The organism is Mycetocola sp., assembly GCF_046716805.1.
In the GTDB taxonomy this organism is placed as follows: Bacteria; Actinomycetota; Actinomycetes; order Actinomycetales; family Microbacteriaceae; genus Mycetocola_A.
Map to the genome: position 1 here is coordinate 1 of NZ_JBKJWH010000113.1, position 4,938 is coordinate 4,938.

At 63.9% G+C, this 4,938-nt stretch carries 3 protein-coding genes; all 3 read left to right on the plus strand.

The window, feature by feature from the left end:
• Window positions 1–3,250 (plus strand): DNA-directed RNA polymerase subunit beta' (rpoC, locus tag ACLQ62_RS09000; protein ID WP_411721307.1); only part of this gene is annotated, 3,250 nt, incomplete at its 5' end.
• Between the two features lie 168 nt (window positions 3,251–3,418).
• On the plus strand, window positions 3,419–4,066 hold the full coding sequence (locus ACLQ62_RS09005; protein ID WP_411721308.1) for a hypothetical protein: 648 nt from the start codon (window positions 3,419–3,421) through the stop codon (window positions 4,064–4,066).
• 108 nt (window positions 4,067–4,174) lie between these two features.
• Window positions 4,175–4,938: GspE/PulE family protein (locus tag ACLQ62_RS09010; RefSeq protein ID WP_411721309.1), on the plus strand; the 764-nt coding region annotated here is incomplete at its 3' end.

A 4,938-nucleotide genomic window follows, 5' to 3' on the forward strand; every position in this document is an offset into this window, starting at 1 on the left:
GCGCAACATCGAGCGACTCCGGGAGGTGTTCGAGACCTTCAAGGTCATCGAGCCCAAGTACATCGAGGAGCGCGAGGAGATCTGGCGCGACATGCGCGACTACTACGGCGACTACTTCAAGGGGGGCATGGGGGCCGAAGCGATCAAGGACCTCCTCGCCAGCCTCGATCTTCACGCCGAAGCAGAGTTCCTCCGCGACCAGATCAAGACCGCCAAAGGTCAGAAGCGCCAGCGAGCGATCAAGCGCCTCAAGGTCGTTTCGCCCTTCACCGACGGCACCAAGAAGAACTCGCCCATGGGCATGGTCCTCGACTGCGTGCCGGTCATCCCGCCGGACCTGCGCCCGATGGTGCAGCTCGACGGTGGCCGCTTCGCGACCTCTGACCTCAACGACCTCTACCGTCGTGTGATCAACCGCAACAACCGTCTGCGTCGACTGCTTGACCTCGGTGCCCCCGAGATCATCGTCAACAACGAGAAGCGCATGCTTCAGGAGGCCGTCGACGCACTGTTCGACAACGGCCGCCGTGGTCGTCCGGTCACCGGTTCCGGTAACCGTGCCCTCAAGTCCCTGAGCGACATGCTCAAGGGCAAGCAGGGTCGCTTCCGTCAGAACCTGCTCGGAAAGCGCGTCGACTACTCGGGTCGTTCGGTCATCATCGTCGGTCCTCAGCTGAAGCTGCACCAGTGTGGTCTGCCCAAGCAGATGGCTCTCGAGCTGTTCAAGCCGTTCGTCATCAAGCGTCTGATCGACCTGAGCCACGCTCAGAACATCAAGGCCGCGAAGCGTATGGTCGAGCGCAGCCGTCCCGAGGTCTGGGACGTTCTCGAAGAGATCATCCGCGAGCGTCCGGTCATGCTGAACCGTGCACCAACGCTGCACCGCCTGGGCATCCAGGCCTTCGAGCCTCAGCTCGTTGAAGGTAAGGCCATCCAGCTGCACCCGCTCGTCTGTGCTGCGTTCAACGCAGACTTCGACGGTGACCAGATGGCTGTCCACCTGCCGCTCTCGGTCGAGGCCCAGGCCGAGGCTCGCATCCTGATGCTCGCCTCGAACAACATCCTCAAGCCGTCCGACGGTCGCCCGGTCACCCTGCCAACGCAGGACATGATCATCGGCCTGCACCACCTCACCACCCTCAAGGAGGGTGTCGTCGGCGAAGGCCGTGCGTTCTCGTCGATCGCGGAAGCAATTCTCGCGTTCGACCAGAAGACGCTCGACCTCAACGCCAAGGTGCGGATCCGCCTGGTCGACATCACCTTCGCCAAGGGCGAAGCCCCTGAAGGTTATGAAGGCAGCGGAGTCTCCCTCGTCACCACGACGCTCGGTCGCGCCCTCTTCAACGAGGCGCTTCCGGACGACTACCCGTACGTGGAAGACGTCGCCGACAAGGGCAAGCTCTCGTCGATCGTCAACGACATCGCCGAGCGGTACCCGAAGACCGTTGTGGCAGCAACGCTGGACAACATCAAGGATGCCGGTTTCCACTGGGCAACCCGCTCCGGCGTGACCGTCGCACTGAGCGACGTTCTCACCCCGCCGAACAAGCGCGAGATCGTCCAGGCCTACGAGAAGCAGGCCGCAAAGGTTCAGGGCCAGTTCGAGAAGGGACTCACGACCGACGCCGAGCGTCGCCAGGAGCTCATCAAGATCTGGACCGAAGCGACCGAAAAGGTTGCAGAGGCCATGCGGGCGAACTTCCCCGAGAACAACACGATCAACCGGATGGTGACATCGGGTGCTCGTGGTAACTGGCTGCAGATCCGCAACATTGCGGGTATGCGTGGCCTGGTGAACAACCCGAAGGGTGAGATCATCCCTCGCCCGATCATCTCGTCCTACCGCGAGGGCCTGAGCGTTGCGGAGTACTTCATCGCAACCCACGGTGCTCGTAAGGGACTGGCTGACACGGCGCTGCGTACCGCTGACTCGGGTTACCTCACGCGTCGACTCGTCGACGTGTCGCAGGATGTCATCATCCGTGAGGACGACTGTGGAACGACCAAGGGCCTCGAGCTCGCGATCGCCGCTGTCGACTCGACCGGAACGCTCGTGCGTGACGCCAACGTGGAGAACTCCGTGTTCGCCCGTTCGCTCGCCGCGGAGGCCATCGACCCGAAGGGCACGGTTGTCGCCGAGGCCGGTGCAGACGTCGGAGACGTTCTCATCGACCAGCTCGTCGAGGCCGGTGTCGAGAGCATCAAGGTGCGCTCGGTCCTGACCTGTGAGTCCGCTGTCGGTGTGTGTGCTGCCTGCTACGGCCGGTCACTCGCCACCGGTCAGCTCGTCGACATCGGAGAGGCCGTCGGCATCATCGCGGCCCAGTCGATCGGTGAGCCGGGAACGCAGCTCACGATGCGTACCTTCCACACCGGTGGTTCGGCATCCGCTGATGACATCACGCAGGGTCTTCCCCGCGTGCAGGAGCTCTTCGAGGCTCGTACCCCCAAGGGTGCGACGCCGATCGTCGAGGCTGCCGGCCGCGTCAACATCGAAGACACCGACCGCAGCCGCAAGATCATCCTCACGCCGGACAACGGCGATGAGCCCGTGATCTACCCGGTGCTCAAGCGTGCCGTCCTCCTCATCGAGGACGGGCAGCACGTCGAGCTCGGTCAGCCGCTGCACCTCGGTGCCGTCGACCCGAAGGAAGTTCTGCGGGTTCTCGGTGTGCGCGAAGTGCAGAAGCACCTCGTCGGTGGCGTCCAGGGCGTCTACCGTTCGCAGGGTGTGCCGATCCACGACAAGCACATCGAAGTCATCGTCCGCCAGATGCTTCGCAAGGTGACCGTGGTTGACCACGGTGACACCGGACTCCTGCCGGGTGAGCTTGTCGACCGGATGAAGTACAACGAGCTGAACCGCGCCGCTCTCACCGAGGGCAAGAAGACCGCATCCGCCCGCCAGGAAGTCATGGGTATCACCAAGGCTTCTCTTGCGACCGAGTCGTGGCTCTCCGCCGCCTCGTTCCAGGAGACGACCCGCGTTCTTACGCAGGCCGCCATGGAAGGCAAGAGCGATCCTCTGCTCGGCCTCAAGGAGAACGTCATCATCGGTAAGCTCATCCCCGCCGGTACCGGCCTCGCCAAGTACCGCAACGTCACCGTTGAGGCGACGGAAGAAGCCAAGGCTGAGCGTTACCCGAACCGCATCTTCGCGACGGATGGTGTGTTCGATGAGTCCGACCTCGGATTCGTCGACTTCGACACCTTCTCGAACGACGATTTCACCCCGGGAACCTATAACTAGTAGTTGTAGCGACTCACACCCGAAGGGCCCCGGCATCGCGCCGGGGCCCTTCGGCGTTAAAATTTGCCAGGTGGATCGTTACCCGATTCCGGCTGGCTCCGGTTTCGGCTGAGCGCCGGGCGGCGGTAGGCTCACGGTCGGGTACCAGTACTGAAAGCAGGGGGACACATGCGCGGAATCGCGTCATACGGGACGGCACGGAAGACATCGGTCGGCCGCCTGGTCGGGCTGGGAACGGCGGCGCTACTGACGGCCGCAATCGTCTCCGGATGCTCCAGCACCGCGGTCCCGCAGAGCACGCCAGTTGCGTCGGCTTCGGCCACCCCGAGCGAGAAGCCGCGCCCGACTCCATCTGCGGTTGCCACCCCTGAGGAGGTCGGCGTCGTTCTCCCCGGTTCGTGTGAGGACATCTACGGGCCGGCCATGTTCAAGAGCCTGCAGGAGGATTTGCCGCCGCTCAACGACTCAACAATGGCGGATCCCAACTTCTCCAACAACGAAGAACTCGAGGAGAACCTGCGGGGCCTCGAGTACCTCCAGTGCACGTGGGGTGGCGCCGGTGAACTCGGCATCGTCACGGCCGTGGCCCGGGTGTCCGAAGAGCAGTCGGACGAGGCCCTCGAGATCATGGAATCCGGCGGATTCGACTGCTACGACCAGCTCGCCGGCACACGGTGTGTGACCCGTGAGGAGACCGATGGAAGCGTCCTCGGCGAGTCGCACTTCCTGCGTGAGGGCGTGTGGGTGTCGACGTTCTGGCTGAACGCGCCGATTCGCGGCTACACCGAGAACGTCGTCGAGGCGATCTGGGAGTAACGCTCCCGTCTTTCGAGGCAACGGTCCCACAACGTGGGGTTCGCCGCGATTCCTGGGAGGGAATTCGTCCACTATGGTGTGAGAAGCGGCGATCGGGGGGAGAAGCGCGTGGCCAGCCTGACTGAAATCCTGATCCTGCACGGCCTCCTGCCCATTGAGGACCTCGACGCGGCGATGGCCGGCGATCTCGCCGACGAAGCGTCTGTTCGCGGGCTCGTCGACCGCGGGGTCATCACCGAGGTCCAGCTCGCGAAGGCTCGTGCTGCGCAGGCCAACCTCCCGTTCGTGGAACTGCTGGACTACCCGGTGGATCAGCTTGCGGTGTCGCTCGTCACAGCAGCCGTCTGCCGGCGCCACGAGGTGCTGCCGCTCGCGATCGACGGCGACCGGGTCATCCTCGCCATGGTCGACCCCGGCAATGTCATCGCGATGGACGACGTCCGCGAAGCCTCACGGTTGCGTGTCGCACCGGTGGTTGCTGCGCGCACAGACCTACTCGCAGCGCTGGCCCGCTACCACCGCGCCGACCAGGAACTCAGCAGCCTCACGACGACTCTCGAAGAGGAAAGCGCTCCTGAGGAGAGCTCAGCGTTCGGCATCGGGGATGCGATCGACGACGACGCCCCGATCGTGCGTTTCGTCAACCTGCTCGTCAGCCAGGCGATCCAGGACCTGGCGTCCGACATCCACATCGAGCCGGCTGAACACAACCTGCGGGTGCGATATCGCATCGACGGAGTGCTGCACGAGATGCCGAGCGCTCCGAAGAGCATCCAGAGCGGGGTGATCTCCCGCCTGAAGATCATGAGCGACATCGACATCGCCGAACGACGCAAACCGCAGGACGGACGGATGTCTGTCAGTCACGGCGG